We start from the raw sequence: 26,663 nt of genomic DNA on the forward strand, positions 1-26,663 counted from the left end.
CCGACCCGACCCGGAGGGCCGTACGATGACCGAATTGATCGACCGCCCGCCGCTGGCGGACCGACCCCCTTCCCCCACCGGCGCGTTGCTGCGGGTGCGCGGGCTGCACGTGGCGTTCGGGGGGCGGCCGGCGGTGCGCGGGGTGGACTTCGCGCTGGGGGCCGGGGAGAGCCTGGGGATCGTCGGCGAGTCCGGATCGGGCAAGTCGACGACCGCGCTGGCGCTGCTGCGGATGCTGCCCGCCGGAGGCCTGATCACCGGCGGGGCGGTGGAGCTGGACGGGCAGGACCTGGCCGGGCTGCCGGAGGAGGCGCTGCGGGCGGTGCGCGGCCGGCGGATCGCGATGATCTTCCAGGACCCGATGTCCTCGCTGAACCCGGTGCTCTCGGTGGGCCGCCAGCTGGACGAGGCGCTGCGGGCGCACGGCGGGCGCCGGTCGAAGGTCGAACGGGCCGCGCGGGCGGTGGAGTTGCTGGAGCTGGTGGGGGTGCCGAAGGCGGCGTCCCGGCTGGGCGACTTCCCGCACCGGTTCTCCGGCGGCCAGCGCCAGCGCATCATGATCGCCCTGGCGCTGGCGCACGACGCCCAGGTGCTGGTCGCGGACGAGCCGACCACCGCGCTGGACCCGACCGTGCAGCGGCAGATCCTGCGCCTGCTGACCCGGATCAACCGGGAGCGCGGCACCGCGCTGGTGGTGATCAGCCACGACCTGGGCGTGATCGCCGAGACCTGCTCCCGGCTGCTGGTGATGCGCGACGGCGAGGTGGTCGAACAGGGCCGCACCGAAAGGCTGTTGACCGACCCGCGGCACGCCTACACCAAGTCCCTGCTGGCGGCGGTGCCCCGGCTGGACGCCCCGTCCCGGGCGGCCGCGAACAGCACCCCGGGCGCCGAACCGCTGCTGGTGGTACGGGGGTTGGCCAAGGGCTACGGCCCGCGGCGGCGGCGGACGGCGGCGCTGGAGTCCGTCGACCTGGAGCTGCACCCGGGCGAGACGCTGGGCCTGGTCGGCGAGTCCGGGTCGGGGAAGTCCACGCTGGCCCGGGCCCTGGTGGGCGCGCACGCGCCCGACGCGGGCGGCATCAGCTTCGCCGGGCAGCCGCTGGACGGCCGGCGGGCCCGGCGGGAGGTCCAACTGGTCTTCCAGGACCCGTACGCCTCGCTGAACCCGCGGCTGACGGTGGGCCGGATCATCGCCGAGCCGCTGATCGCGCACCGGATCGGCGACCGGGCGCAGCGGCAGGCCCGGGTGGCCGAACTGCTGGAGCAGGTGGGCCTGGAGGCGTCGGCGGCGGCCCGTTCGCCGCGCGAGTTCTCCGGCGGGCAGCGGCAGCGGATCGGCATCGCGCGGGCGCTGGCCCCGGAGCCGAGCGTCCTGGTGTGCGACGAGCCGGTCTCCGCGCTGGACGTGTCGGTCCAGGCCCAGGTGATCGAGCTGCTGGCGCGCCTGCAACGGGAGTTGGGGCTGGCGGTGCTGTTCATCGCGCACGACCTGGCGGTGGTGCGGCAGGTCAGCCACCGGATCGCGGTACTGCACCGCGGCCGGATCGTGGAGAGCGGCCCGGCCGACCGGGTCGTCACCGCGCCCGAACACCCCTACACGGCCGAACTGCTGGCGGCCGTCCCGTCCCTTCCCCCCACGACGTCCGGGAGCCTGCTGTGAGCGAGAGCGACGAGAGCGGCCGCAGCCGCCGCGACCCCTACGCGGGCTTCCCCGGCCGGGTCGGGCGGACGTTCGGCGAGTCGGTGCCGTCCTGGCCGCGCCGGGTGCGCCCGCGCGAGGGCGCGCCGAACGTGGTGGTGGTGCTGGTCGACGACCTGGGCTACAGCGACATCGGGCCGTTCGGCTCGGAGGTGCCGACGCCGACCCTGGACGGCCTGGCCGCGCGCGGCGTCAAGCTCGCCAACTACCACACCATGCCGCTGTGCTCGCCCGCCCGGGCGGCGCTGCTGACCGGCCTGAACCCGCACCGGGTGGGGTACTCGTTCGTGGCCAACGCCGACCCGGGCTTCCCCGGGTACGGGATGGAGATCGCGGGCGACGTCCCGACCCTGGCGCAGACCCTGCACGACGCCGGGTACGCAACGTACGCGGTCGGCAAGTGGCACCTGACCCGGGACTCCGCCTCCTCGGCGGCCGACGACCGCGCCAACTGGCCGCTGCAGAAGGGCTTCGACCAGTACTACGGGGTGCTGGAGGGCCTGACCAGCCTGTTCCACCCGCACCAGCTGGTGCGGGACAACTCGCCGCTGGACATCGACGAGTTCCCGGACGGCTACTACTACACCGACGACATCACCGACCGGGCGATCGGCATGGTGAAGTCGCTGCGCGCGCACGACGCCGACAAGCCGTTCTTCCTCTACCTGGCGCACAACGCGGTGCACGGCCCGCTCCAGGCCAAGCCGGAGGACCTGGCCCGGCACCGGGGCCGCTACGACGGCGGCTGGGACGAGCTGCGGGAGCGGCGCTTCGCCCGGCAGCTGGCGGCCGGGCACTTCCCGCCCGGCACCGAGCTGCCGGAGCGCAACGGCGAGGCCGGGTACGAGGTCGGGGCCTGGGACGAACTCGACGCGGTGCAGCGGAAGTTGTACGCCCGCTACATGGAGGTCTACGCCGCCATGGTCGACAACGTCGACCAGAACCTGGGCCGGCTGACCGACGTGCTGGCACAGCTCGGCGAACTCGACAACACCATCGTGGTCTTCACCTCCGACAACGGCGGCACCGGCGAGGGCGGCGCGGAGGGCACCCGCAGCTACTTCAGCCGCTTCGTCCACCACCCGAACCTGCCCGCCGACTGGAACCCGGACGTGCAGCGGGAGATCGACCTGATCGGCGGCCCGCAGTCGCTGGTGCACTACCCGCGCGGCTGGGGCATGGCCTCCAACACGCCGTTCCGGCTGTACAAGGGCCAGACCCACGCGGGCGGCGTGCGCGTCCCGTTCGTGCTGTCCTGGCCGGCCGGGCTGCCGCGCGCGGCGGGCGACGACGGGGTGCGCGGCCAGTACCAGTACGTCACCGACCTGCTGCCCACGCTGCTCGAACTCGCGGGCGTAGAGCGGCCGGTGGCGCGCGGCGGGGTGGCGGTGCAGGAGCTGGACGGGGTGTCGTTCGCGTCCGTGCTGCGGGCCGCCGACGCGCCGTCCACCCACCACGAGCAGTACTGCGAGATGACCGGCAACCGCTCGTACTACCGCGACGGCTGGAAGCTGGTGACCCTGCACCGGCCGGGCGCGCCCTACGACGACGGCGAGTGGGCGCTGTACGACCTGCGCACCGACCCGACCGAGATCCACGACCTGTCGGCCGAACGCCCCGAACTAGTCAAGGAGTTGGCGCAGGCATGGGAGGACGCGGCCTGGCGCAACGGGGTCTTCCCGCTGGCCGACGCCTCCGGCGGCTTCGTACTGCGCAACCCGGAGGAGGAGGCGCTGCGCCGCCCGGTGACCCTGCTGGCCGGCACCCCGGAGCTGGAGCGCTACCGCTCCTCCCGGCTGGTGGCGTTCCGCTCCTTCACCGCCGAGGTCGTCCTCGACCGGCACGGCGCGGACGACCAGGGCATGCTGGTCTCGCACGGCGACCAGGGCGGCGGCTACAGCCTGTACGTGGAGGACGGGCGGCTGCGCCTGGCGTACAACCAGTACGGCGAGCTGTTCGAGGCCGACGCGGGCGAACTGCCGCCCGGGGCGCACCTGGTGGCGCTGGAGGCGACGGCGGTGGCCGAGCTGAAGTGGCGCTTCGAGGTGCGGGTGGACGGCGCGGTCACGGGCACGCTCGGCCCGGTGCACCAGCTGATCGGGATGGCCCCGTTCCAGGGCATCAGCGTCGGCGTCGACCGCAAGTCCCCGGTGTCCTGGCCGCTGTGGGAGCGCCACCGCTCCTTCCGCTACACCGGTGGGCTGCGCTCGGTGACCTACCTGCCGGGCCCGGCCGCGCCGTACGACCCGGAGACGGTGGCCCGGGCCCTGCGGGAGGCGGCGGCGGCCTTCGAGTGACGCGGCGGCGCTCGGGCCGGGCCCGGCCGACGGGCGGGCGGGCGACGGGCGGGCGACGGGCCGGGCCGGGGTATCCGGAGTCCGGGCCGGGGTACCCGGAGGCCGCCGTCGCCGTTCGGTGCGGAAGACTCCCGGCCGGGCCCGCACCGACCGCGGGCCCGGTACGCCCCCGCCCGACCGGAGGAGCCCGCGTGGCCGTCGACCTGCGCCGATTCACCGCCCTCGCGCCGGACGTCCGGCGGACGCTGCTGGACGTGTACGCGGATGTCCGGGCCCCGCTGCTGGACCACCCCAACTACCGGGTCCGGGCCTTCGCCGAACGCCTCGACCAGCACGCCGCCACCCCGGGCTTCGCCCTCGTCCTGGCCCTGGCCGCCCCCGATCGGGCCGGGGGCACCGCGATCGGCTACGCCTACGGCACCACCGTCGGGCCCGCCGACGGCTACTGGCAGCGCCTGGCCGAACCGCTGCCCGCGGGCTTCACCGCGACCCCGGTGCTGGCCCTGCGGGAGATCGGCGTCCGGATCCCCTGGCGGGGCACCGGAACGGCCCGCCTGATCCACGACGCCCTGCTCGCCGACCGCCCGGAACAGCGCGTCGCGCTGATGGTCAACCCGCTGGCGGGCGAGGGCAAGGTGCTCCGGCAGTACGAGAGCTGGGGCTACCGGAGGTTCAACTCCCAGCGCTCGACGCCGCTCTCCCCCGAGCTGACGGCGATGATCCGCCCGATCCACCCGCTCCGCCCCTGAAACCCCGGCGGCCCTCCCCGGCACTCCCCCTCCCCGGCACCCGCTCCGGCGGCGTGTCAGGAGTCAGGACGCGGCGGGATCGCCGTCCAGCGGCCTGGTCCAGCGGCGCCACCGGTCCTCGCGCCCGTAGCCGGCGGCCTCCCAGGCGGCGCGGCCCAGCGCGTTGTGCTCCAGCACCATCGCGTCGGCCCGGCGGCCACCGGCCTGCGCGAAGCGGGCGTGCGCGGCGTCGAGCAGGGCGGTGCCGATGCCCCGGCGGCGGGCGGCGGGGTGGACGGCCAGCCGGTAGAGGTGGCAGCGCCAGCCGTCCCACCCGGCGATCACCGTGCCGAGGATCGCGCCCTCGTGCTCGGCCAGGAGCAGGGCCTGCGGGTCGCGTTCCAGCAGCCGGGCGACGCCCGCCCGGTCGTCGCTGATGCTGGTGCCCTCGGCGGACTCGGCCCAGAACGCCAGCACCGCGTCGATGTCCTCGGGGCGGGCCGCCCGCAGCTCGTACTCGCTCATGCCCCCGTTCCTACCAGCCCCGCCCGGCCGCCCGCCAACGGGTTTGCCCGCCCCGCCCCGTCCTCCGTCCCCGCCGCGTTCCCCGTCCCCGGCGCGGCCTGGCGCCGGGTCAGCCGCGCAGCGCCCACACCGTGGTGGACTTCTCGGCCGCGTCCTCCAGGTCGGCGGCGACCGGGACGGTGTACTCGGCGAGCGCGGTGAAGCGCCCGCGCGGCAGGTAGGCCCGCCCCGGGTCGCCGACCACCACGGTCGCGCCCCGGGCGGCGGCCCGCTCCAGGAACGGCAGGAAGCGGGCCGCCATCGTCCGCTCGTAGAACACGTCGCCCGCCAGCACCACCTCGTCCGGCGCGCCGTCACCGTCCAGCACGTCGGCCAGTTCGGCCGTCACCGCGACGCCGTTGAGCTGCGCGTTCACCTCGATCGAGGCCACCGCGTAGGCGTCGATCTCCGCCGCCCGCACCCCGGCCGCGCCGCTCAGCGCCGCCGCGACGCCGACCAGTCCGGAGCCCGCCGCCAGGTCCAGCACCCGCCGCCCGCGCACCAGTTCGGGATGGTCCAGGACGTACCGGGCCACCGCCACCCCGCCCGCCCAGGGGAACGCCCAGAACGGCGGCGGCAGCCCCTCCCGTCCGCGCGCCCGCTCGGTGGTCTCCCACAGCTCGATCGCGTCCCCCGCCATCCGCAGCCGCACCTCGGGCACGAACGGCACCGGCCCGGGACTGGTGTGGGCGCGGACGAACTCGGCGTCCTCCCCGGCGACCGGGCGCACGGGCGGGTGCGCGGTCGGGTGTACTGCGGCGGTGTCGTTCCCCATGGGCGGAAGCTTAGGGCGTCCACGGCGCTCCACCTCCCGCCCGCCACCCGCCCGCCCGCCCGCCATCCCCCCCCCCCCCCCCCCCCCCCCCCCCCCCCCCCCCTCTCCCCGTCTCCCCCTGTCTTCGCCCGCCCCTCCCGTCCCCCACCCGTCTCCCACCGGTCCTCCGCCGCGCCGACGGCGGGTCACCCCGTGATCACGGACGACGTACCGTTTCGATACCGAAGCCGTTATGAGCTGCGGAAACGCTCGCCCCGCGCGGGGCCGCCCGAGTACGATCCGGGCAGACGCCCCGGCCGGTGCACCCCACAAGTGCCAGGCCGCGGGCGGCGGCTCCGCGCGGGCCCGCGACGGCCTCACCACGGCCGGACGGGCGATGCCGCGCTCCACGTCACCGCGCGCCAGGGCAGTCGCGCGAAGCGGAAGGGCAGCGATTTGACGGACCGGCTCACCGGAGGGGACTCCTCACTGCTGCGGCGCATCAACGCCGCGGTCACCCTGCGGTCGTTGCGCGACGGACAGGCCGTCACGCTGACCCAGCTCGTCGGCGACACCGGCCTGTCCAGGCCCACCGTCGAGGGCGTGATCGAGGGGCTGCTGGAGTCCGGGCTGGTCGCCGAGGTCGAGCACGTCCAGGAGTCGGGCCGTCAGCGCGGCCGCCCGGCCCGCTGGTTCCGGTTCCGCGCCGAGGCCGGGCACGTGCTCGGCATCGAGATCGGCGTCCACGACCTGCGGGTCGTCCTCGCCGACCTGGCCGGCGAGGTGCTGACCAGCCACTCCCGGCCGGTGGACGAGTCGGTGGAGGCCGAGGAGCGGCTCGCCCTGGTCCGCACCACCGTCGGCGAGGTGCTGCGCAAGGCCGGGGTCTCCCGCGACAACCTGTGGGAGGTCGCCGTCGGCACCCCCGGCATCGTCGACCGGGACGGCACCATCCGGCTCGGCACCGCGATGCCCGGCTGGACCGGCCTCGACCTCGGGGCCCGGCTGCGCCGCTCCTTCCGCTGCCCCGTGGTGATCGAGAACGACGCCAACCTGGCCGCCATCGCCGAGCACTGGAAGGGCGCGGCGGTCGGCAAGGGCGACGTGGTGTTCGTGATGGCCGGGCTCAGCCCCGGCGCCGGCTCGCTGATCGGCGGGCGGCTGCACCGCGGCCACGGCGGCGCGGCCGGCGAGATCGGCGCGCTCCACCTGCTCGGCCAACAGGCCACCCCCGAACGGCTGTTGTCCACCACCGGCAAGCCGCTCGACCCGCTGGACGAGGCCGCCGTGGCCCGGGTGCTGCGGCTGGCCCGGGAGGGCGACCAGGTCTCGCAGATCGCCATGGACCGCTTCCTGAGCCGCCTGGTGCACGACGTCACCGCGCTGGTCCTCGCCCTCGACCCCGAACTCGTCGTGGTCGGCGGCTGGGCGGCCGGGCTGGACGGGGTGCTGGAGCCGCTGCGCGAGCAGCTCGCCCGCTACACGCTGCGCTCCCCCGAGGTGGCGCTCGCCGCGCTCGGCTCCGAGGTGGTCGCGATGGGCGCGCTGCGGGTCGCCCTCGACCACGTCGAGGAGCAGCTGTTCGCCGTCGACCCGCCCACCGCGCGGTAGCCGCCGCCCGCGTCCCCGCGCCGCCCGCGTTCCCGCGCCGCCCTCGGCCCCCGCTACGCCAGGCAGAGCAGGTCGTACGCACCGCCGAGCCGCGCCCGGGCGTGCGCCAGCATCCGCCGCGCGTACCGGGGGTCGTGCTTGAGCGAGTCGTAGCCGGGGCGGTCGTCGGGCGGCAGCACGCCCGCGGTCTCGGCGAGGTAGACGTCGAAACCCGGGTACATCAGCACCGCGTACGGCAGGTCGTCGACGTCCAGCGCGAACACCGGGTACTCGCCGAGCCCGTCGCGCTCGGCGTGCGGGCCGACGGACAGCACCCGGCGGGAGTCGGAGCCGCCGGGCAGCAGGAAGCACTCGCCGAACCGCTCCGAGAACGGCTCGAAGCAGGAGCCCCACGGCTCGCCGTACTCCTCGACGGCGATCTCGCCCAGGGTGCGCGGCGCGAGGGCGCCGTCCTCGTCGAACCAGTCGTGGCGCGCCAGCATGCCGCTGTCGTACGCCAGCCAGGTGCGCAGACTGGGCGGCAGCGGGTGGCCGCTGGGGAAGGCCGTCAGCTCGGGGCGCGGCCGGAGGGCGCCCTCGACCCACGGGCCGGCGAACCGGTGGTGGTCGAGCACCTGACGGCCCGGGTCCTCCCGCACGGCGGCGACCGCCCGTTCGGTGAGCACCCTGCCGTGGTCCGCCTGCCCGGTCAGGTCCGCCCGGCCCGTCTGATCCATCGTGGCGCCGCTCCCCTGCTTCACCGGTCGTCAGTGAGCAGGAGCGTAACGGCGGCCACCGACAAGGCGTCCTGACGGCCCGTCAGGAGCGGCGGTGGGCGGCGGGTGCCGGGCCCGGCCTCAGGAGACGGCGGCGGCGACCGGGACGGCGGAGGCGACCTGGACGGCCGCGCCGGACTCGCCGAAGGTCAGCTTGCAGGTGTCGGCCCGGTAGGTGGAGACCCCGACCGCGACCAGCCGGCCGGCCGTCGCGTACTGCGTGGTGACCACCAGCACCGGGGTGCCCGGGGGGCGCTCCAGCAGCGCGGCCTCGGCGGCCTCCGCGACACCCAGCTCCACCGAGCGGGACTCGCCCTCGGCGCCGAGCCGCTCCAGCTGGCGCAGCACGCCGCGGGCCCGGTCGCCGCCCTTCACCACCACGGCCAGGTGCGGCAGCGCGGCGGAGGGCACGTGCAGCGACTCGGCGGCGACCGTCACGCCCTGGACGGTCCGCAGCCGGCGCACGGTGTGCACCTGGTCGCCCGCGGCCAGGCCCAGCGTGCGGGCCAGCGCGGCGGCGGCGGGGCCGGTGGTGCAGTCCACCACCGTCCACTCCTGCCCGTCGCGGGCGGCGCCGGGACGGCCGGACTCGCGCCCGCCGACCGGGATGCCCACCCGCGGGGCGGCGATCAGCGTGCCGATGCCGCGGCGGCGGACCAGGCGGCCCTCCAGCTCCAGCTGGTCCAGGGCCTGCCGGAGGGTGGCCCGGGCCACGCCGAAGCGCGCCGAGAGCTCCCGCTCGTTGGGCAGCACCTGGCCGGTGGAGAACTCGGTGTCCATGGTGCGCAGCAGCACCGTGCGCAGGTGCCAGTACTTCGGCTCCGCCACCGCCGCGAGCGTTCCTTGCCCCACCGTGTCCTCCACCCTGAGGGACGACAGGCCCACCGCGGCTCCCCGTTTCGGCAGGTGGGGGAGGCGGGCTTTATCCGTCCTTCTTTATTAAAGGTCTTTGCAGTAAGTGACAGTAGGGGGTGCCCCGGGAGATGGTCAAGACCAATGGGAGGTGTTCCTTGCGGATCGCCCGCCGACCCGGTATGGCCCGCCGGTTCGCCCGGAATGCCGGGCTGTCGGAGCCGACCGGTACCCTCGCTCCGTGCACAGCATCATCACGACAGTCAACGTCAACGGGATCCGGGCGGCCGCCAAGAAGGGCTTCCTGGAGTGGATCGACGGCACCGAGTCCGAGGTGGTCTGCCTCCAGGAGGTGCGCGCCGAGGCCGGGCAGTTCGACGACGTGCTGGCCCGGCTCGACGGGTGGCACGGTGTCTGGGCGCCCGCCGCGGCCAAGGGGCGGGCCGGGGTGGCGGTGCTCTCCCGGCGCGCGCCCGAGGCCACCCGGATCGGCTTCGGGTCCGCCGAGTTCGACTCCTCCGGCCGCTACGCCGAGCTCGACCTGCCCGGCCTGACGGTCGCCTCGCTGTACCTCCCCTCCGGCGAGGTGGGCACCGCGCGGCAGGACGAGAAGGAGCGCTTCATGGCCGAGTTCCTGCTCCACCTCGGCGAGCTGCGGGCCCGCGCGGCGGCGGAGGGCCGCGAGGTGGTGGTCTGCGGCGACTGGAACATCGCCCACCGCGAGGCCGACCTGCGCAACTGGAAGGCCAACCGGAAGAAGGCCGGCTTCCTCCCCGAGGAGCGCGCCTGGTTCTCCCGCGTCCTCGACGACCACGGCTACGTGGACGTCCTGCGCCACCACCACCCCGACCAGGACGGCCCCTACTCCTGGTGGTCCTACCGCGGCCGCGCCTTCGACAACGACGCCGGCTGGCGCATCGACTACCAGCTGGCCACCCCGGGTCTGGCCGCCCGCTGCACCCGCGCCCACGTCGAACGCGCCGCCACCCACGCCGAGCGCTGGTCCGACCACGCCCCGGTCACGGCGGTCTACGGCCACGGCTCCTGATCCCGCCGCCGGCCGGTCCCCGGCGCCTGGGCGGCGGGGACCGGTGGGGGCGGAGGACGGTCAGAGGGGCAGAGGGGTCAGACGCGGTCGGCTGCGATCAGGACGTACTGGAAGGAGCCGTCCTTGTAGGACTCGATGAACGCCTCCTCGATGCCGGTGACCAGCGAGGAGGTGGCGCGCAGTTCCCAGTAGGGGAGGGTGTCGGGGGTCAGGTCGATGACGGCCTGCGGGACGAGGCGGTTGTCGGCCATCGCGCGGAGGTACTCGCGGCGGGAGTGGATGTTGCACTCGAAGTGGGCGTTGATCTGGGAGACCCACTTGGAGGGCTGGCCGTAGCGCGGGTTCCAGCAGCCGGTGACGGTGACGTACCGGCCGCCGACCTTGAGCACCCGGGCGTGCTCGGCGAACAGGTCGTGCAGGTCGACGTACATGCTGGACTCGTTGTTCCAGGAGCCGGACATCAGGCCGCCGGCGAACGGGGTGTCGAGCATGTTGCAGACCCGGGAGCGGACGTGGTCGGCGATGCCGAGCTCCCGGGCGCGGCGGTTGCCGAACTCGGCCTGGGTGGTGGAGAGGGTGACGCCCTCGACCTTGCAGCCGAAGCGCTGGTGGGCCATGACCATGGAGCCGCCGCGACCGCAGCCGGCGTCCATCAGGGTGTCGCCCGGCGCGATCGGGCCGAGGTGGTCGAGCAGGACCTCGGCCTGGGCGGACTCCAGCCGGTGCAGTTCGGCGATCAGCTTCTTCTCGTACGCGCCGTCCTCGGGGGTGCCGAGGGCGGCGTGGTCGACCTCGCCGATGCCGTAGTGGTGGTGGTAGAGGCCGTCGACGTCGCCGAGGCGCAGGTTGACCGGCCGGGCCTCGTTGTTCCAGTAGCGGGCGATGTCGCCCTGGTAGGCGGTCGCCGGAGCCGGAACGAAGGGGGTGGCGGCGTCGGTGCCGGTGGGGGCGGGGCCGGTGGTGGTGGTGTCGAATTCGGTGCTGGTCATGTCCACGTGTCCGTTTCTTGCCGGTTCTTACCAGAAGTTGGGCAGGGTGTAGCGGTAGGTGTTGGTCCGGTGCCAGTAGTGGTTGCCGTCCACCCAGGCGGCCACCCCGCGCAGGAAGCGCAGCAGCGGCGGGGCCGGGCAGGCGGCGGCGAGGGCGGCGGACTCGGCCTCGAAGGCGTGCATCAGCTCGTTGTGGACCTCGACGGCCTTCAGGTAGCCGTCCCGGTCGGAGAGCCCCTCGCGTTCGGCGATCACCACGGGCAGGTTGAGGTGGCGGCCGGGGCTCGCCAGCTCCTTGGTGTACGAGTAGAGGTCGTTGACCAGGGTGGTCGCGTTCCCGGCGAGCGCGATGACCCGCTGGGTCCCGGGCCTCGCGTGCAGGTCGGCCGGCAGTTCGTAGCCGCCGACGGTGTCGGTGATGGTCGGGCAGGGGCGGAAGTTGTTGAACTGGCGCATCGCCAGGTACTCCCACACCTCGGGCACGTGGTCGGTCTCGGCCCAGGCGGCCTCGGCCAGGTAGCCCAGGTGCAGGCGCGCCATGTCGTGCCGGTAGCGGTCGGCCTGGGAGGGGGACGCGGCGTCGGTGAAGTACGCCATGGCGGAGCGGTAGGCGCGGCGCGGGGCGTCCGAGCCGAGCGACTCGGCCCAGCCCGGCGCGTACTCCGCGGTGGTGTGCAGCGGGTCGATGGCGGTGTGCGCGAGCAGCAGCCGGCTGCCGAGGCCGACCGGGGAGCCGCCGTGGTCCTCGCAGTAGCAGTCGTCGACCGCGTTCTCGGCGACCATCAGGCGGGTGGCCAGCATCAGGTGGTCGACGGTGGGGGCGTCCGGGTGGCAGGCCACCATGTAGCGCCCGACCGAGAAGCCGTCGAACTCGCCTTCCCACTCGTCGGGGAAGAGGTCCACCTCGTCCACCGCCCAGTCCTTGATCCGGCGGCTGACCTCGGCCACCCGGACGGGGTCGGGCTCCGGCACCGGGTGGTGGTACAGGCCGGGCACCGGGATGCCCTCCGCCGGGGTGCCCTTCGCCGGGGTGGCGGCGGACGGCTCCGGGACGGCGGCGGGCCGCGGCGGCGCGGCCGGTGCCGGGAGGCGGGGCAGTAGCAGGCCGCCCGTCCCGAGTCCGCTGGGGCCGCGCAGGATGCGCTCCAGCCCGCCGCCGGACGCCCCGGACGCCCCGGGCGCGGCGGGTACGGCGGTGGGCGCGGCGGCGGATGCGGTGCGTGCGTCGAGGACGGCGGCGATGGCGGTGGTGGCGGGCGGGCCGGGCAACGCGGTGAGGGCGGCCGGGGCGGCGGGGGCCGGGGGCGGAGAGGAAGGCCCTGGCTCGGGCATCCTGGACTCCTTACTGGGAGGGGACGGTCTGGTCGGGACGGCCGGCGGAGGCGCGTCCGGGCGTGCGGACGGGGGCGGGCGGCGTGCGGCCGTCCGCCACGAGCGGGGATCTCGTGGTCAGCCTGCTCCGGGAGCGTCCGCGGACGCGTTCGGCGGGTCGACCCGCGTCCGTGCGAGCGTCCGCGTCGGCAGCGGTGCCGACTCCACGACCGGGCCGGCCTCAACGGTCATGGGACGAACACTCCTCGGGGAACGGGTAATTGACGATCCGTCAGCAATCGTGACCGGCTCGGTCGGATCTTGGGGAACGCTAACGCTCCGTAGACGCGCTCCGCCCACGGGGCCGGGGGTATTTACCTCGATACGGTGATCTTGCGAACCCCGAGGTTTACCCGGGCCGTCCTGGCCGCGCGCGAACGCCCCCGCCCCCGCGCGGCGGCGGGGACGGGGGCGTTCGAATTCCGGCGGGTTGGACGGGCGGGACGGGCGGGACGGGCGGGACGGGCCGAACGGACTGGACGGGTCAGGCGGTGGTGCAGGCGGTGCCGTTGAGGGTGAAGGCGGGCAGCGCGGCGGGAGTACCGGTGGCCTGGAAGCCGAAGGAGGCGGTGCCGCCGGGGGCGAGCGTGCCGTTCCAGCCCGCGTCGGTGGCGGTGACGGCCGCGCCGCCCTGGACCACCTGGGCGTTCCAGGCGTTGCTGACCGTCTCGTTGCCCCGGTACGTCCAGGCCAGCTTCCAGCCGGAGACGGTGCCGCTGCCGGTGTTGCGCACCGTCACGTCGGCGGTGAACCCGTTGCCCCAGCTGCTGCCCACGGTGTAGCTGACCGCGCACCCCGTGACCGGCCGGGTCGGACCACCGCTCGCGCTCGGCGAGGAGGAGGGGGACGGGGAGGGGGAGGTCGAGGGAGATGCCGACGGAGAAGGGGACGGGGCCGAGGAGGACGGCGAGGGAGAGGGAGAGGGAGAGGGAACGGGGGACGAGGACGGGCCGGTGCCGCCCGGTTCGGCGCCCCACTGCGGCACTCCCCCGTCCAGCAGCCGGATGTTCGGCGCGTCCACCGGCGTCGAGCCGGGGACCAGCGAAATGCCCTGGTACGACCAGTCGTTGGTGGGGTCCCAGGCGCCCGAGGAGGCGATCCGGAACTGCACCTCCTTGCGGTAGGCGGACTGCCCGGCCGGGGCGATCACGGTGGTGGAGCAGTCGACCGTGACGTAGTAGGTGGAGCCCGCGTAGAACGTCGGGCCGCTGACCGCGCCGCACTGGTTGTAGTTGGTGGTCAGGGTGATCTGGCTCGGGCTCACGCCCGGTTCCAGGGTGAAGTAGTAGCGCAGCGAGGCGTTCTTGAGCGGGCGGGCCGGCCAGGCCGACTTGTTGATCAGGTACGCCTTGATCTCGGTGAAGTTGGGTCCGGCGGCGTTCACCGAGGCCTGGACGGACATCTCCGGGCCGTCCGGGGTCTCCCTCGGCGGGAAGTTCGCGAGCGGGGCGCCGCCGTACTCGCCGTAGAGCCGGGCCAGTGCGCCGGTGAAGGCGGCGTTGTAGTCGGTGGCGACCTCGTTGTTGACGTAGTTGGAGCGGTCGTCGGTGTAGGAGTCGTCAGCCGAGCTCGGGCCGCCGACCAGGGCGCCGATCAGGGTGTGCCGGCTGTTGACGGGGTTGGTGAGCTGGTCGGTCCAGGAACCGTGGGCGGTGCGGTGGTGCGGGTTCTTCGGGGGGTTGGTGCCGTAGCCGATCAGGTAGCTGGACTTGCGGGGGTTGTCGCCGAGCGCGTAGTCGATCTGGCGGAGCGCGAAGTCGTGGTAGCGGGCCTTGCGGACGGGGTCGCCGGTGAGCGTGTCGGAGTAGACCAGGGCGACGAAGGAGGTGTTGGCGGCGTAGCGCAGCGAGCCCCAGGAGTCGAGCACGGCCTCGCCGCCCGGCGAGTACTTGACCTGGCTGCCGTTGACGCCGACGGTCCACCAGTCCAGCCAGCGGTTGGCGTCGTCGACGTACTGCTGTTTGCCGGTGAGTTGGGCCAGCAGCACGTAGGCGCCGTAGGACTTGTCGTCCCAGGCGATCGTCCACTTGTAGGACTTGGTCGTGGTCTGCGGCTCGGTGGAGAGGTTGGCGTAGTAGCTCTCGGCCTTGGCCAGGTAGGCGCTGTCGCCGGTGGCCTTGTAGAGCCAGATCGCGCCCCAGACCAGTTCGTCGTTGTAGCCGCTCCAGGAGTTGTAGTAGCCCTGGGCGTCCTTGATGCAGTCGCTGTACTTGCCGCGGTAGGTGTCGGCGAAGGTGTACAGCTGCTTGGCGTGGGTGAGCAGGGTCGCCGCGTACGCCGGGTCGCTGTCGGCGAAGACGAGGGACGAGGAGGCGAGCGCGGCGGCCGTCTCGCCCGCCAGGTCCGAGCCGGGGCAGGAGGCGTCGATCCTGTACGCGGGCCGGGCCATCGGCAGCACCTCGGCCGGGCCCCACCAGGCGTGGTCGGCCGAGCCGTTGCCGATCTGGCCGTAGAGCACGTTCGGGGCGGGGTGCGCCTTGAGCAGGTAGTCGTCGACGAAGCGCAGGTTGTTCTTGAGGTACGGCAGTTGCCCGGAGGCGGTGTAGCCCTGCTTCTCGGCGATGCCGCCCCAGGCCAGCATGGTGGTCGACGCCGCCATCGGCAGGCCGAACTTGACGTGGTCGCCCGCGTCGTACCAGCCGCCGGTGAGGTCGAGCCCGACGTCCTTGCCGTCGTCGAGCGCGGAGTCGCCGCGCCAGCCGACCCGGTTGGTGGCGGGCAACTTGCCGGACTGCTGGGCCTCGTAGAAGAGCAGCGACTTCTGCAGCGCCTCGCCGTAGTTGAACGCGGACGCGGCGGTGCCGGCGGCAGCGGCGGCGGGCGCGCTGTGCAGCGGCAGCAGCGCCCCGGCGGCCAGGGCCCCGGCCGCGAGCAGTCCGCAGAGGGCGCGCCGGGCGGAGCCGGGGTGCCGGGGGGCGACCGTACGGCGGACGGGTGCGGGCGGGCCGGACGGGCCGGGTGGGGGTGCGGCGGGGTGCGGCATGGTGTCCTTCCGGGGCGGCTGCGGGGTGGGGGCGTGGGGGGAGCCGATCGGACGGCCCGTGACCTGCCCAAACACCGTGGGAGCGCTCCCACACCCCGAGCGGCTCGGGACGGTGTCGACAGGCGGTGGGCGGCGTCCATGGTGGCCACGCCGCCGCACCGGTGTCAATGAACAACTCGTAAGTTACAGAAGGGATTTCACGCCCCGCAGGGACCCGCCTCGCCTGCCTCGCCCGTCGGTTCCCGCCAGTGCCTGCCGGCGCCCGCCGGTGCCCGTCAGTGCCCGGTCGCCGGCAGCGACAGGTCGAGCCAGGCGCAGGCGTCCGGAGCCAGTTGGCCGTCCTGGAGCGGGGCGCTGGTCAGCAGGGGGGTGCTGCCGGGCGGGAGGGGGAGGGGGCGGTCGGTGAAGTTGACCAGGCAGGCGAACGAGCCGTCGCGGGTGAAGGCCAGCACGCCGGGGTCGGCGGGCAGCCAGTCGAGCGTCTCGGGCAGTGTGGCGAGGCGGTCGCGGCGCAGCCGCAGGGCGTCGCGGTAGAGGGCGAGCACCGAGTGCGGGTCGGCGTGCTGGGCGGCGACGCTCTGTTCGGCCCAGGCGGCGGGCTGCGGGAGCCAGGGGTCGGCGGCGCCGTCCGGGGAGAAGCCGAACGGGGCCCGGGTGCCAGACCAGGGCAGCGGGACGCGGCAGCCGTCGCGGCCGCGGTCGGCGCCGCCGGAGCGGACGAAGGTGGGGTCCTGGAGTAGCGCATCGGGGATGGACTCGACCTCGGCGAGCGCGAGTTCGTCGCCCTGGTAGACGTAGACGCCGCCGGGCAGCGCCATGGTGAGCAGGGCTGCGGCGCGGGCCCGGCGCAGGCCGAGGGCGCGGTCGGTGGGGGCGCCGAGCCGCTTGTTGCCCATGTCGAAGGAGGTGTCCTCGCGGCCGTAGCGGGTGGCGTGCCGGATGGTGTCGTGGTTGGAGAGCACCCAGGTGGGCGGGGCGCCGACCCGGGCGTGCGCGGCCAGGGTGCCGTCGACGACGTCCCGGACGGCGTCGTGCTCCCAGGCGCAGCACAGGAACTCGAAGTTGAACGCGGAGTGCAGCTCGTCCGGGCGCAGGTAGCGGGCGAACTGCTCGGGGGTGGGGAGCCAGACCTCGCCGACGAAGACCCGGTCGTCGGGGTAGCTGTCGGTGATCTTGCGCCAGGAGCGGTAGACCTCGTGGACGGCGTCGACGTCCTGGTAGGGCAGGTCGGTGACGTCGGGGTGCGGGCCGACGTCGGGCAGGCCGGGCTTCTTGGCCAGGCCGTGGGCGACGTCGATCCGGAAGCCGTCCACGCCGTGGTCCAGCCAGAACCGCAGGACGGACTCGAACTCGGCGCGGACCTCGGGGTGTTCCCAGTTGAGGTCGGGCTGCTCGGGGGCGAACAGGTGCAGGTACCAGTCGCCGGGGGCGCCGTCGGGGCCGGTGGTGCGGGTCCAGGCGGGGCCGCCGAAGTACGACTGCCAGTCGTTGGGCGGGAGTTCGCCGTCGGCGCCGCGGCCGGGGGTGAACCAGAAGCGCTCCCGGGCGGCGGAGCCGGGGTCGGCGGCGAGCGCCTCCCGGAACCAGCGGTGCTGGTCGGAGCAGTGGTTGGGCACCAGGTCGACGATGACCCGCAGGCCGTGGCCGTGGGCTTCGGCGATCAGTTCCCGGGCCTCGGCGAGGGTGCCGAACAGCGGGTCGATGTCGCGGTAGTCGGCGACGTCGTAGCCGCCGTCGGCCATCGGGGAGCGGTACCAGGGGTTGAACCAGAGGGCGTCCACGCCGAGGTCGCGCAGGTACGGCAGGCGGCTGCGCACGCCCGCGAGGTCGCCGACGCCGTCGCCGTTGCCGTCGGCGAAGCTGCGCACGTAGACCTGGTAGATGGCGGCGGTGCGCCACCAGGGCCGGGTGTGGCGTTCGGTGGACTTGCTCACGGGGGTTCTTCTCCTTGTTCGTGGACGGGCCCGGGGCCCGGGGCCCGCCCGCGGGTGCGGGCGGGCCCGGACGGATGGTCACCGGGGGCCGTGGTGCGGGCGGGCCCGGGCGGGTGGTCCGCCGGGGGCCGTGGTGCGGACGGGCGGGCGGGGCCGCCGGCCGCCGGTGCGGGCGGGGCTACCAGCCGCTGTTGCCGGTGCCGCGCTGGATGGTGAAGCCGCCGGTCACGTTCAGCGGGGCCTCGGCGGTCTGGGAGACCTTGGTGTTGGCGAAGGTGCCCCGGCCGCCGGCGTTGCCCTCGATGCCGTTGGCGCCGGTCCTGGTGATGGTCAGTCCGTCGACGCGCAGGTCGGCGATCTGCTTCTGCCAGGAGAGCAGGAGGCCGCTGTAGGTGGAGTCCTCGACGGTGTTGCCGTTCAGCACGACGGGCTGGGTGAGGTCGCTCTGGTCGGCGTAGATCCAGACCGCGCCGAGCTTGGAGTTCCAGTTGACCTCCATGCTGCCGGTGCGGCGCAGCACGTTGCCGGAGACGGTGGTGGTGCCGGTGAAGGGCTGGCCGAAGCGGGTGGAGACGGTGATGCCGGCGCCGGCGGTGACGGTGTCGGAGATCAGGTTGTCCTGGACGCTGTTGCCGCTGCCGCCGTAGACGGCGGCGCCGTTGGCGAGGGCGGGCAGCTGCACGGTGTTGTGCCGGAAGGCGCTGTCGGTGACGGCCGCGCCGTCGGACCACATGGCCAGCGCGTCGTCGCCGGTGCCGCGGATGCTGCTGTTGGAGACGACGGCGCCGTTCACCGCGCCGTGCAGGTTGACGCCGTCGGCGTAGGTGTCGCGGATCCGCAGGTCGCTCGCCTGGAGGCCCTTGGTGGGCGCGTTGATCCAGAGGCCGACCTTGGTGTGCCGGATCCAGACGTTCCGGATGACGGAGCCGGTGCCGAAGTCGCCTTCGATGCCGGCCTGGCCGCCGGCGTCGTCGCGGACGGTGTTCTGGCCGTCGATGGCCAGGTTCTCGACGGTGCTGGTGCCGCCCTGCCCGTACAGGCCGCCCTTGAGGCCGGTGCCGCGCAGCACGGTGTACCAGACGCCCGCGCCGCGCAGTTTCACGCCGGAGAGGTTGACGTGGTCGGAGACGGTGTAGGTGCCGGCCGGGAGGAACAGGCCCTTGCCCTGGCTCTTGGCCGTGTTCAGGGCGCTGTTGAGGGCGGCGGTGACGTCCGGGCCGCCCGGGGTGACGCCGAGGCTCGCGGCCGACAGGTAGCCGCTGGGCAGGGTCTCGGCGGTGCCGGTCTGTTCGGCCTCGACCAGGTCGAGGGTGTAGGAGGCGGCGGTGTCCCCGGCGTCCTTCTGGAAGCGCAGCACGGTGCCGGCCGGCAGGGTGCGGCCGAGGGTGGCGCGGGTCTCGTCGAAGAAGCGGTGGGCCTGTCCGTCGCCGGGGTTGTTGGTGTAGGGGTAGGCGCCGTAGACCCAGGCGTAGCGGGAGGTGAGCGGCAGGTCGGGCAGGGCCTGGCCGTCCGCGTAGACGCTGAGGGTGGCGTTGAGGCCCTTGCCGTCGGCGCTGTCGGGGAGGGAGTAGCGCAGGTTGACGGCGTTGGCGGGGGCGGTGAGCTTGATCTCGACGTACTGGCCGGTCCGGGTGAGCTTGACGGCGCTGCGGCCGGAGGCTTCGGCGGCGGCGGTGAGGTAGGTGCGGTCGGGGGTGAGGACGGTGCCGTCGGTGGTGCCGGCCTCGGCCTCGTAGCTGGTGAAGGGGAGGGTGGCGCCCGCGCCGGTGGGGGCGGGGGTGCCCGGGTCGGACGGCGAGGGGCTGGGGCCGCCGGTGCCGGTGGGGGTGGTGGGGGTGAGGCTGTCGAGGTTGACGTTGCCGCTGTCGGCGGTGGTGAACTTGAGCGCGACGGTGTTGGTCCCGGCGGCGAAGGTGACGGCCTGCTGGACGGTGGCCCAGCTGTCCCAGTTCGCGGTGGCGGGGAGCGTGACCTGCCCGGCGGAGACGCCGTTGACCAGCAGGGTGAGCGTCTTGGCGGAGCCGGTGCCGTTGGCGTACCGGAGGGTGACGCTGCCGGCGCCGGCCCGGCCGGAGGGGACGGTGAAGGCGGCGGTGGCGTTGCCCTTGTTGCCGTCGGTGAAGCCGCCGACGAAGCCGCTGCCGGTGTAGCCGGAGTGGTCGGTGGCGACCACCGCGCCGCCGGAGAGCGCGGCGGACTCGGCCTCCAGGGTGCCGCCCTGGGGGGCGGTGCCGGTGGTGGCGGTCAGGTTGTCGAGGTTGACGTTGCCGCTGTCGGCGGTGGTGAAGGCGAGGGCGACGGTGTTGGCGCCGGCGTTCAGGGTGACGGTCTGTTCGCTGCCGGCCCAGGTGTCCCAGGTGGCGGTGGCGGGCAGCGTGACCTGCCGGATCCTGGTGCCGTTGACCAGCAGGCTCAGGGTCTGCGCGGAGCCGGTGCCGTTGGCGTAGCGGAGGGTGACGGTGGCGGCGCCCGCGCTCGGGGCCTGCACGGTGAAGGAGGTCTTCGCCGCGCCCTTGTTGCCGTCGGTGAAGCCGCCGACGAAACCGCCGCCGGTGTAGCCGGAGTGGTCGGTGGCGACCACCGCGCCGCCGGAGAGCGCGGCGGACTCGGCCTCCAGGACGACGGAGGCGGCCCGGGCGCCGGTGGTGGACGTGGTCCACAGGGCGAGGCCGGCGACCAGCGTGGCGGCCGCGGCGAGGGCGGTGCCGCGGGTGGCGCGGCTGCGGGCGGTCGCGGTGGCGCGGGCGGTCGCGGTGGCGCGGGACGTGCCGGGTGCAGGGTACACGTGGGCTCCCGAAGCTGACCGGGGCACGGCGGCTCCCGGTGGGTGGGGGTGGGGTGGGGGCGTTGCGGTGGTGCGGCGGTGCGGCGGCACCGGGCGGGTCGGACGACCGACCGCCGCGGCCGGTGCCGGGTCGGTGGGGCGGCCGTCGTCCCCGGGAGGTCGGCACCGGGGACGGCGGCCCGCGCGGAGCGGGAGGGACGGCCGACGCGGCGTCGGCCGACGTGGCGCCGGCCGCTCTCCCGGCGGGCGGGTGTCAGCCCTTGAGGCTGCCCGCGGTCAGGCCCGCCATGATGTGGCGCTGGAACAGCAGGAAGATCACCAGCAGCGGGACGGCGGCCATCGCCATGCCGGCCAGCAGCTGGTTGGCCGGCATGTCGTTGGCGAGCGTGTTGAGGGCGACGGTGATCGGCTGGCCCTTGGGGTCGGGCAGGGTCAGCATCGGCCACAGGAAGTCCTTCCACACCCCGACCACCGCGAAGATGGACACCACGGCGAGCACCGGCCGGGCCAGCGGCAGCACGACGTGCAGCAGGATGCGGACCGGCCCCGCGCCGTCGATCCGGGCGGCGTCGATCAGCTCCTCGGGGATCTGGTCGAAGAACCGCTTCAGCACGAAGATGTTGAAGGCGTTGGCGCAGGCGGGCAGCCAGATCGCGAACGGCGTGTTGATCAGGTTGACGTGGATCAGCGGGATGTCCACCACCGTCAGGTAGGTGGGCACCAGCAGCGCGGACACCGGCAGCATCAGGGTGGCCAGCATCATCGCGAGGACGACGTTGCCCAGCACCGGCCGCAGCTTGGACAGCGCGTACGCCGCGCAGACGTCCACCAGCAGCTGGCACAGCAGCGCCCCGGCGGCCAGCAGCAGGGTGTTGAGGAAGTAGCGGCCCAGTCCGGTGCTGCTCCACGCCTGGGCGTAGCTCTCGGGGTGGAAGCTGTGCGGGATCAGCGTCGGGCTGGGGTCGGCGAGTTCGGCGGAGGACTTCAGCGCGCCGGAGACCATCCAGTACAGCGGGAAGACGAACGCCGCGGTGAAGGTGACCAGGACGGTGCCCAGCACGGCGCGGTAGAGCAGCCGGCCGAGCGGGCGGTCGAGTTCGGCGGGGGCGACCAGGGTGCGGGCGGCGGATTCGGCGGTGGCCATGGCGGGTTCCTCTCAGCCCTTGGAGCGGGTCAGGCGCAGGTAGAGCCCGGCGAAGGCGCCGAGGACGACGAACAGGACCGTGCTCATCGCGCTGGCCAGGCCGAAGTCGTTGTAGACGAAGGCGTAGCGGTACAGCAGCAGCAGGACGGTGACGGTGGCGTCGTTCGGGCCGCCGCCGGTCAGCACGAAGGGTTCGATGAACACCTGCATGGTGCCGATGACCTGGAGCAGCAGGGTGATCAGCAGGATGAAGCGCATCTGCGGGACCGTCACGTGCCACAGCCGCTGCCGGATCGAGGCGCCGTCGAGCTGGGCGGCCTCGTACAGTTCGCCGGGCACGCCCTGGAGGGCGGCGAGGTAGATCAGCGTGGTGGTGCCCATGTTGGCCCAGGTGGAGACCAGGACCAGCGAGAGCATCGACAGGTTCTCCGACTCCAGCCACTGCTGCGGGGGCAGGTGCAGGACCGCCAGCGCGTGGTTGAACAGGCCCGGGCCCGGGTCGTAGAACCAGCGCCACAGCAGCACGGTGACGATCGGCGGGAGCATCACCGGCAGGTAGACGGTCATCCGCAGGTAGGCGCGGCCGTGGCGCAGCTCGTTGAGGACGACGGCGGTGACGAACGGGGCGGCGAAGCCGAACACCAGGGCCAGCGCGGTGAACCAGAGGGTGTTGCGCCAGGCGGTGAGGAACAGCGGGTCGTCGAACAGGCGCTGGAAGTTGTCCAGGCCGACCCAGGTGGCGGGTTCGGTGAAGTTGACCTGCTGGAAGCTCAGCAGGAAGCCGCGGACGATCGGGTACCAGGAGAAGAGCGCGAAGGCGAGGATGCCGGCGGCGAGGAACAGGTACCCGACGAGGTTGTCGGCGAGGCGGCGCCGCAGTCCCGCCCGGCGCGGGGAGGAGGACGGGGGCGGTGCGGGGTCGGTGGCGGGCCGCTGCTCGGTGGGGCGCGGCGCGCCGACGGTGTCGACCTTCATGGGCGGGTGGCTTTCGGCTCGGGCGGGAGCGGGAGGACGGGAGCGGGAGGACGGACGGGGCGCGGCCGGCGGCGGCGGCGGGAGGTGGTCGGCCGGCCGCGCCCCGGGCTCACTGCGCGGTGGCGAGGATGGTGTCGACCTTCTTCTGCGCGTCCTTCAGCAGGCCGTCGAGGTCGGCGTCCTGCTTGGTCAGCACGGCCTGCATCACGCCGTCCAGCACGGTGTAGATCTGCTGCGCGTTCGGCGGTTCGACCTTGACCTTCACCTCGGCGGCGCGGTCGGTGAACGGCTGGTAGTTGCGCTGCGGGACGTTGGCGTACTTGGCGTGCACCGCCCTGGTGGTCTCGCCGCTCTTGCCGTCGAACAGGTCGGGCTGGGGCAGGCCGATCGGGATGTCGGAGCCGGCCGACTTCTTGGTGGTCTCCTCCTCGCGGTCCGGGTTCAGGTACTTCCACTGGACCCAGGCGAGGCCGGCCTTGATCTTGGCCGGGGTGTCCTTGGGGTTGAACATGAAGCCGTCGCCGCCGCCGAGCGTCGCGGTGCCGGGCATCGCGGCCAGGCCGTACTCGTCGTACTTGCGCTCGAACTGCTTGACGATGGTGGGGATGTTGTCGGGGCCGGCGAGGTACATGCCGAGCTTGCCCGCGCCCATCATCTTCTGGACGTCGGGGATCTCCAGCAGCTGGCGGCTGCCCATGGTGTCGTCGGTCCACCGCATGTCGTGCAGGTACTGGAGGGCCTTGCGGGACGCGTCGGAGTCGACCGCGGCCTTCCACTTGCCCGCGTCGTCCTGGGTGGCGACGTCGCCGCCCAGCGAGTAGATCCACGAGGTCAGGTGCCAGCCGCCCTGGTTGTTCTTGGAGAAGTCGGCGTAGCCGGTGACGCCGTCGCCGAGCGCGGTGATCCTCTGCGCGGCGGTGCGGACCTCGTCCCAGGTGGTCGGCGGCCGGTCCGGGTCGAGCCCGGCCCTGGTGAACAGCTCGCGGTTGTAGACCAGGCCCATCGAGTAGTTGCCGGTGGGCAGGCCGTAGACCTTGCCGTCCCGGCCCTTGAAGACGTCCTGCAACGCGGGCTTGACGTCGGCGAGGGCGGGGACGTCCTTCAGGTAGGGGGTGATGTCCGCGGCCTGGTGGCGCTGGATCAGGCCGGCCGGGTCGGTGAAGTAGACGTAGTAGACGTCCTCCAGCTGACCGCCGGCGAGCTTCGCGGCGAAGGTCTTCGGGTCCATCATGCCCTCGTGGGCGTCGATCCTGATGTTCGGGTGGCCGGCCTCGAACGCCTTGACGTCGTCCTCGAAGTTCTTGCGGTCCACGGTCTGGGTGGCCGGGGGGAGGCCGTTGACGGAGATGGTGACCACTCCCCCGGCGTCGCCGCTGCCACTGCCGCTGCCGCCGCTGCCGCACGCGGTGGCGGCGAAGGCGGTGGCCGCGGCCAGTGCCACGGCGGAGACCCGGCGGATTCTGTTGCTGCCCATGCTGATTCGGACCTTCCGTGGATCCTGCAACCGCTTGCGCCGAGCCCGGCTCGCAGCGCAAACGGCGTGAGGGAGGAAGAGGCCCGGATCGGTGGCACCGGGCGCTCGTCGGTGACCCGAACACTGACATTGTGAACGCAAGAAGTCAACGGGATGACGCAACATGCTTGCGTTACGAACCGGTTTCGCGACGCCCGCTAGCCGCGGGCAGCCACGGTGGCAGGGGCCGTGCAGGTCGACCCGCGCACGATCAGCTCGGGCTCGAACAGCACCTCCTCGGCGGGCAGCCGACGGCCCTCGATCTGCTCCACCAGCGCCTTCGCCGCCGCGGCGGCCATCGCGGCGACGGGCTGGCGCACCGTGGTGAGCGGCGGGTCGGTGGCGATCATGTACGGGGAGTCGTCGAAGCCGACCACCGAGACGTCCCGCGGCACGACCAGCCCCTCCCGCCGCAGCCGCCGGATCGCCCCCAGCGCCAGCGCGTCGCTCGCGCACACCACCGCGCTCGCCCCGGCCTCCACCAGCCGGGGCGCGGCGGCGGCCCCGCCGTCCATCGAGAACATCGCGTGGGCCACCAGCCGGCTCAGCTCCCCCTCCCGCCCGCGGCGGCGCAGGTGCCGGGCGAACGCGTCCAGTTTGCGTACGGACGGTACGTGTCCGGCCGGGCCGAGCAGCAGTCCGATCCGCTCGTGCCCGAGCGCCTCCAGGTGCGCCACGGCCTGCTCGACGGCCGCCGCGTCGTCCACCGAGATCAGCGCCGAACCGCGATGCCCGTCCGCCGCGTTGATCAGCACCACCGGTACCTCGCGCTCGCGCAGCGCCCGCCCCTGCTCGGGCCCGGCGTCCGCGTAGCTGGCCCCCACGAAGACGATGCCCGCCACGTTCTGCCGCAGCAGCATCTCGATGTAGTTCGCCTCCGAGACCCCGTCGGCCGTCCGGGTGCACAGCACCGGCATCAGCCCCTGCTTGCTCAACGCCCCCGCCAGCACCTCGCAGAACCCGGGGAACACCGGGTTCTGCAGGTCGGGCACCACCAGCCCGACCAGCGGCGCCCGGTCCGAGCGGAACGCCGAGGGCCGCTCGACCCCCATCACGTCCAGCGCCGTCAGCACCGCCTCCCGGGTCTCCCGCGCCACTCCCGGCCGGTTGCGCAGCACCCGGCTCACCGTCACCGCGCTCACACCGGCGAACCGGGCCACCTCGTCCAGCTTCTTCGTCATGGCCGAAGCGTATCGAGCTTCACGCAAAAAAACGACCGAGCCATGAAAATGAACGAAAGCGGGTGCGCTGCCGCTTGAGTGCGCGCGTCGGACGGCGGGGGCCCGGCAGCAGCGGCCGGGGCGGAGGCCGGGAGTGCGGCGACCGGGGAAGGGAGCGGAACCCGGACCGCGGCCGGGGCGGAGGCCGGGGGTGCCCGCGCTGCGGTCCGCCCGGGGCCGGCGGGGTGTCACGGCCCCGCCGGCCCGGCCAACGGGTGAGGTTCCACGGTAGGGGCGGGGGCGGGAAAGGGGCAGGGGCCGAACGTCCCGGGTCGTGGGAGGTTCGGCCCCTGGGGGCGGGCGGCGGTCCGTCGGGCCCCGTGTCCCGGCGGGCGGGCCGTCAGAGCAGCGGGCGGACGTGCTCGGCGAAGGTGTAGGACTCCTCCAGGTGCGGGTAGCCGGAGAGGACGAACTCGTCGACTCCCGCGTCGCGGTACTCGGCGAGGCGGTCGGCGACCTCGCGGTGGCTGCCGACCAGGGCGGTGCCCGCGCCGCCGCGGACCAGGCCGATGCCGGCCCAGAGGTTGGGGGCGATCCAGAGCCGGTCGCGGCTGCCGCCGTGCAGGTCGAGCATCCGGCGCTGGCCGACCGACTCCAGGGCGCGCAGCCGCTGCTGTCCGGCGGCGATCGCGGCGTCGTCGAGCCCGGCGATCAGGTCGTCCGCGTCCTGCCGGGCGCGGGCGGCGGTGGCCCGGCTCAGCACGTGCACCCGCAGGCCGAAGCGCGGGGAGCGGCCCTGCGCGGCGGCGAGCTCGCGGACCCGGGCGATCTTCTCGGCGACCTGCTCGACGGGTTCGCCCCAGGTCAGGTAGGTGTCGGCGTGCCGGGCGGCGACGTCGAGCGCGGGGTCGGAGGAGCCGCCGAAGTAGACCTCGGGCACCGGCTCGGGGGGCCGGCGCAGGTGCCCGCCCTCGATCCGGTAGTGCGGGCCCGCGTGGTCGTACGGGGTGCCGCGCCAGGCGGCCCGGACCACGTCGAGGAACTCTCCCGCCCGGGCGTAGCGCTCGTCGTGGTCGAGCCGGTCGCCGTAGCCGCGCTGTTCGGCGTCGCTGCCGCCGGCCACCACGTTGAGCAGCAGCCGGCCGCCGGAGAGGCGCTGGAAGGTGGCGGCGGTCTGCGCGGCGAGCGCGGGTTCGATCAGGCCGGGGCGGAAGGCGACCAGGAACTTGAGCCGGCGGGTGGCGGCGATCAGCGCGGCGGTGGTGATCCAGGCGTCCTCGCAGTGCGCGCCGGTCGGGGTGAGGACCGCGTCGTAACCCAACTGGTCGACTGCCTGGGCGAGTTGGGTGAGGTAGCCGAGGGTGGCGGGACGGCCGGCCGGGGCAGCGGCGGCGGACGCGCCGCCGATGCCGGTGCCGTGGGCCGCGCCGCCCAGGTCGCGGGCGTCGCCGCCGGTCGGCAGGAACCAGTGGAAGGCGGTGGTGGGGCGGTCGGCCAT

General features: G+C 74.0%; 19 protein-coding genes. 5 read left to right on the forward strand and 14 right to left on the reverse strand.

The window, feature by feature from the left end; all coding sequences use genetic code 11:
• The first annotated feature begins 25 nt into the window (after window positions 1-25).
• The 3 genes from K353_RS01625 to K353_RS01635 all read left to right on the forward strand — a co-directional run bounded on the left by K353_RS01625 (window position 26) and on the right by K353_RS01635 (window position 4,748).
• Window positions 26-1,663, forward strand: coding sequence for an ABC transporter ATP-binding protein (locus tag K353_RS01625; protein WP_111551706.1), 1,638 nt, complete (start codon window positions 26-28; stop codon window positions 1,661-1,663).
• On the forward strand, window positions 1,660-3,999 hold the full coding sequence (locus K353_RS01630) for an arylsulfatase (protein WP_111551707.1): 2,340 nt from the start codon (window positions 1,660-1,662) through the stop codon (window positions 3,997-3,999). Before K353_RS01625 ends, K353_RS01630 begins: the two co-directional genes overlap by 4 nt.
• Before the next feature lie 191 nt (window positions 4,000-4,190).
• Window positions 4,191-4,748 carry a GNAT family N-acetyltransferase gene (locus tag K353_RS01635; protein ID WP_111551708.1) on the forward strand — a complete coding sequence of 186 codons (558 nt, stop codon included), beginning with the start codon at window positions 4,191-4,193 and terminating at the stop codon, window positions 4,746-4,748.
• 63 nt (window positions 4,749-4,811) lie between these two features.
• On the opposite strand, the gene K353_RS01640 is transcribed toward K353_RS01635, so the two are convergent.
• Entirely contained in the window at window positions 4,812-5,252 is a 441-nt protein-coding gene (locus K353_RS01640) for a GNAT family N-acetyltransferase (protein ID WP_111551709.1), read from the reverse strand.
• Between the two features lie 109 nt (window positions 5,253-5,361).
• Entirely contained in the window at window positions 5,362-6,066 is a 705-nt protein-coding gene (locus K353_RS01645) for a methyltransferase (RefSeq protein WP_233533289.1), read from the reverse strand.
• A 435-nt stretch (window positions 6,067-6,501) separates the two neighbouring features.
• Here K353_RS01645 and K353_RS01655 point away from each other — a divergent pair, with 435 nt between their 5' ends.
• A complete protein-coding gene (locus K353_RS01655) occupies window positions 6,502-7,656 on the forward strand; it encodes an ROK family protein (RefSeq protein WP_111551710.1) in 1,155 nt (384 codons plus the stop codon).
• Window positions 7,657-7,709: 53 nt separating this feature from the next.
• Here K353_RS01655 and K353_RS36735 read toward each other — a convergent pair whose 3' ends face one another.
• Window positions 7,710-8,372, reverse strand: coding sequence for a hypothetical protein (locus tag K353_RS36735; RefSeq protein ID WP_111551711.1), 663 nt, complete (start codon window positions 8,370-8,372; stop codon window positions 7,710-7,712).
• A 120-nt stretch (window positions 8,373-8,492) separates the two neighbouring features.
• Window positions 8,493-9,263, reverse strand: coding sequence for a GntR family transcriptional regulator (locus tag K353_RS01665; RefSeq protein ID WP_111551863.1), 771 nt, complete (start codon window positions 9,261-9,263; stop codon window positions 8,493-8,495).
• 241 nt (window positions 9,264-9,504) lie between these two features.
• Between K353_RS01665 and K353_RS01670 the strand changes: the two genes are divergently transcribed.
• On the forward strand, window positions 9,505-10,311 hold the full coding sequence (locus K353_RS01670) for an exodeoxyribonuclease III (protein ID WP_111551712.1): 807 nt from the start codon (window positions 9,505-9,507) through the stop codon (window positions 10,309-10,311).
• 77 nt (window positions 10,312-10,388) lie between these two features.
• Here K353_RS01670 and K353_RS01675 read toward each other — a convergent pair whose 3' ends face one another.
• From K353_RS01675 to K353_RS01720, 10 genes are all read right to left on the reverse strand, one after another.
• The gene (locus tag K353_RS01675; RefSeq protein ID WP_111551713.1) at window positions 10,389-11,300 is read right to left on the reverse strand and encodes a geranyl diphosphate 2-C-methyltransferase; all 912 of its coding nucleotides are present in this window, start codon (window positions 11,298-11,300) and stop codon (window positions 10,389-10,391) included.
• Between the two features lie 27 nt (window positions 11,301-11,327).
• Complete coding sequence (locus K353_RS01680) at window positions 11,328-12,632, reverse strand: family 2 encapsulin nanocompartment cargo protein terpene cyclase (RefSeq protein ID WP_111551714.1); 1,305 nt, start codon at window positions 12,630-12,632, stop codon at window positions 11,328-11,330.
• A 523-nt stretch (window positions 12,633-13,155) separates the two neighbouring features.
• A complete protein-coding gene (locus K353_RS01685; protein ID WP_111551715.1) occupies window positions 13,156-15,654 on the reverse strand; it encodes a glycoside hydrolase family 9 protein in 2,499 nt (832 codons plus the stop codon).
• Between the two features lie 275 nt (window positions 15,655-15,929).
• Entirely contained in the window at window positions 15,930-17,588 is a 1,659-nt protein-coding gene (locus K353_RS01690) for a glycoside hydrolase family 13 protein (protein WP_111551716.1), read from the reverse strand.
• 178 nt (window positions 17,589-17,766) lie between these two features.
• Window positions 17,767-20,373, reverse strand: a complete 2,607-nt coding sequence (locus tag K353_RS01695; protein ID WP_111551717.1) for a carbohydrate-binding protein — start codon at window positions 20,371-20,373, stop codon at window positions 17,767-17,769.
• Window positions 20,374-20,626: 253 nt separating this feature from the next.
• Complete coding sequence (locus K353_RS01700) at window positions 20,627-21,517, reverse strand: carbohydrate ABC transporter permease (protein WP_111551718.1); 891 nt, start codon at window positions 21,515-21,517, stop codon at window positions 20,627-20,629.
• Window positions 21,518-21,529: 12 nt separating this feature from the next.
• Entirely contained in the window at window positions 21,530-22,492 is a 963-nt protein-coding gene (locus tag K353_RS01705) for a carbohydrate ABC transporter permease (RefSeq protein ID WP_111551719.1), read from the reverse strand.
• A gap of 109 nt (window positions 22,493-22,601) precedes the next feature.
• The gene (locus K353_RS01710) at window positions 22,602-23,966 is read right to left on the reverse strand and encodes an extracellular solute-binding protein (RefSeq protein WP_199527949.1); all 1,365 of its coding nucleotides are present in this window, start codon (window positions 23,964-23,966) and stop codon (window positions 22,602-22,604) included.
• A 197-nt stretch (window positions 23,967-24,163) separates the two neighbouring features.
• Window positions 24,164-25,186, reverse strand: a complete 1,023-nt coding sequence (locus tag K353_RS01715; RefSeq protein WP_111551720.1) for a LacI family DNA-binding transcriptional regulator — start codon at window positions 25,184-25,186, stop codon at window positions 24,164-24,166.
• 379 nt (window positions 25,187-25,565) lie between these two features.
• Entirely contained in the window at window positions 25,566-26,663 is a 1,098-nt protein-coding gene (locus K353_RS01720; RefSeq protein ID WP_111551721.1) for an LLM class flavin-dependent oxidoreductase, read from the reverse strand.

The sequence above is a fragment of the Kitasatospora sp. SolWspMP-SS2h genome (genome assembly GCF_003259315.1).
Taxonomy (GTDB): domain Bacteria; phylum Actinomycetota; class Actinomycetes; order Streptomycetales; family Streptomycetaceae; genus Kitasatospora; species Kitasatospora fiedleri.

Bases quoted from the DNA above. Each gene is read 5' to 3' on its own strand.
- K353_RS01625 (WP_111551706.1), top strand. From the start codon at position 26: ATGACCGAATTGATCGACCGCCCGCCGCTGGCGGACCGACCCCCTTCC.
- K353_RS01640 (WP_111551709.1), bottom strand. From the start codon at position 5,252: ATGAGCGAGTACGAGCTGCGGGCGGCCCGCCCCGAGGACATCGACGCG.
- K353_RS01645 (WP_233533289.1), bottom strand. From the start codon at position 6,066: ATGGGGAACGACACCGCCGCAGTACACCCGACCGCGCACCCGCCCGTG.
- K353_RS36735 (WP_111551711.1), bottom strand. From the start codon at position 8,372: ATGGATCAGACGGGCCGGGCGGACCTGACCGGGCAGGCGGACCACGGC.
- K353_RS01675 (WP_111551713.1), bottom strand. From the start codon at position 11,300: ATGACCAGCACCGAATTCGACACCACCACCACCGGCCCCGCCCCCACC.
- K353_RS01680 (WP_111551714.1), bottom strand. From the start codon at position 12,632: ATGCCCGAGCCAGGGCCTTCCTCTCCGCCCCCGGCCCCCGCCGCCCCG.
- K353_RS01685 (WP_111551715.1), bottom strand. From the start codon at position 15,654: ATGCCGCACCCCGCCGCACCCCCACCCGGCCCGTCCGGCCCGCCCGCA.
- K353_RS01700 (WP_111551718.1), bottom strand. From the start codon at position 21,517: ATGGCCACCGCCGAATCCGCCGCCCGCACCCTGGTCGCCCCCGCCGAA.
- K353_RS01705 (WP_111551719.1), bottom strand. From the start codon at position 22,492: ATGAAGGTCGACACCGTCGGCGCGCCGCGCCCCACCGAGCAGCGGCCC.
- K353_RS01710 (WP_199527949.1), bottom strand. From the start codon at position 23,966: ATGGGCAGCAACAGAATCCGCCGGGTCTCCGCCGTGGCACTGGCCGCG.
- K353_RS01715 (WP_111551720.1), bottom strand. From the start codon at position 25,186: ATGACGAAGAAGCTGGACGAGGTGGCCCGGTTCGCCGGTGTGAGCGCG.
- K353_RS01720 (WP_111551721.1), bottom strand. From the start codon at position 26,663: ATGGCCGACCGCCCCACCACCGCCTTCCACTGGTTCCTGCCGACCGGC.